Genomic DNA, 1,679 nt, shown 5'->3' on the forward strand with positions numbered 1-1,679 from the left:
AATAATATAGTCAGCCATATGAAGAAGTTTCTAGTCGTTTTATCGCTATTTGTGGTGTCTATTTCATGCCTTTCCCAAACACCACATCCAACCAGGAGGTTTTCCGTGCAGCTTGCGGCTGGTCCCGCCATTCCAATCGGGCATTTTGCAGATAATTCATATTCATCCTCCCGCCACGAAATGTCAGGTAATGCGGTAGTGGGCTTTTCTGCTGATGCTTTGGTTAAGTACCAGTTAAAGAAATCATTTGGTATTTCCTTAACTATTGGTGGATCAATAAATAAACAAGATGAAGCGCATTTGCGGAATGAAATCAAAAAATCCGGTTCAGATCAAATGCGGGTATATGTTAAGATGGATAGTTGGAAAGTATTTAAAGTAATGTCAGGTGTCTTTTATTCTATTCCATTTTCGTCCAGTTCTAAGTTCGAACTAGTGCCAATGGCATCGGTTGGCATTTGCAAAACAAAATTACCGGGATTTGTTTATGCCTATGATTATCCAAACTTATCAGGAGGGGTTGGTGTGGCTACGATGACCAAAGTAAATGTACCCGTCACATTCTGTTATAGCGTTTCGCTGGCTTTGAATTACAAATTAAGCAAGAGGGTCTTTTTACTATCTGACGCTAGTTACTTTGGTGCGTCAGCAAAGTCGAAGTACGGTTATTACCCTACTTGGCCCGTATCTCCAATTGTAAATCCACCTTTAAATCCGGTGGAGAATCCAGCAGAGAATCATTATTCGCTGGCATCGTTGAATTTACATTTAGGAGCTGGCGTTAGATTTTGAAATGGAGGTTTTCAATAATCATTCTTTCTGAAGGGCTGGGTGCAGGTAGGCTAAAGCCTTATTGGTTAAAGGGATTTTTAATAGTTAATTTCTCATCAATCAATTGACCGTTTTGTAGATCTTCTGAGTATAGTATGGTACAACCGCTTTCCAGCGCAGCCGCAATAATAAGGCTATCATAAAAAGAGAATCCATAACGATCTGCTACCTGACAGGCTTGTAGCACAGTGTTTTCTGTATTGACGTATAGGTTATTATTTTGGCAGCATTCTTTTATTGCCAATATAGCCTGTTGATAACTGAATTTAAATTTTCGGGTAACAATATTACTCAACTCCTGTAAAACCTGTGTACTAATATAAGAATTGCTTTCAGTTATAAGTTTACGTGCTATTTTCTGTTTATCTATTTCGGAGTTTGAATAGGAATATTCAATGATATTACTATCCAGGAAAACATTAGCGTTCATTTGCTTCATCGCGATTAAATTTATAGCCTCGTGTATCAAGTGATAAAGCAGTAAATGTTACCTTTTGTTTAGCTGGTTTTGCCTTTGTATTACCTTCATCTTTGGCAAAAGCAATGACCTCTATTTGCTTTCCTACATAGTCTTCAGGAATATCAAATGAAATGGATTGTTGATGAGGTATTATTATTGTGCGTATCATAAAACTTTCAGGTATTATTGGATTGGAAATATACACAAAAATGAGCGAAAATGAGTGAATGAGAATTTTATACGAAATCCATTATCGAACCGCCTGACTCAATGAAGCCGTTAAGCTAATATAGGATCAAGTTGAAAACTTGGGGGATTAGTAGAAAAATAGTTGTTTTGCATCAGATTAGCCAACGACGCACGTGGATCAGAACTTTCGTAAACTTGT

At 37.5% G+C, this 1,679-nt stretch carries 3 protein-coding genes; 1 reads left to right on the forward strand and 2 read right to left on the reverse strand.

What is annotated here, in order from left to right; translation table 11 throughout:
- A partial coding sequence (locus VIP81_RS09760) for a hypothetical protein (RefSeq protein ID WP_331959155.1) occupies positions 1-792 on the forward strand: 792 nt, incomplete at its 5' end.
- Positions 793-850: 58 nt separating this feature from the next.
- Here the strand turns inward: VIP81_RS09760 and VIP81_RS09765 are convergent.
- Positions 851-1,270 carry a PIN domain-containing protein gene (locus tag VIP81_RS09765; RefSeq protein WP_331959158.1) on the reverse strand — a complete coding sequence of 140 codons (420 nt, stop codon included), beginning with the start codon at positions 1,268-1,270 and terminating at the stop codon, positions 851-853.
- Entirely contained in the window at positions 1,251-1,460 is a 210-nt protein-coding gene (locus tag VIP81_RS09770; protein WP_331959161.1) for a hypothetical protein, read from the reverse strand. Before VIP81_RS09770 ends, VIP81_RS09765 begins: the two co-directional genes overlap by 20 nt.
- Between the last annotated feature and the right edge of the window lie 219 nt (positions 1,461-1,679).

The sequence above is a fragment of the Chitinophaga sp. genome (genome assembly GCF_036566945.1).
In the GTDB taxonomy this organism is placed as follows: domain Bacteria; phylum Bacteroidota; class Bacteroidia; order Chitinophagales; family Chitinophagaceae; genus Chitinophaga.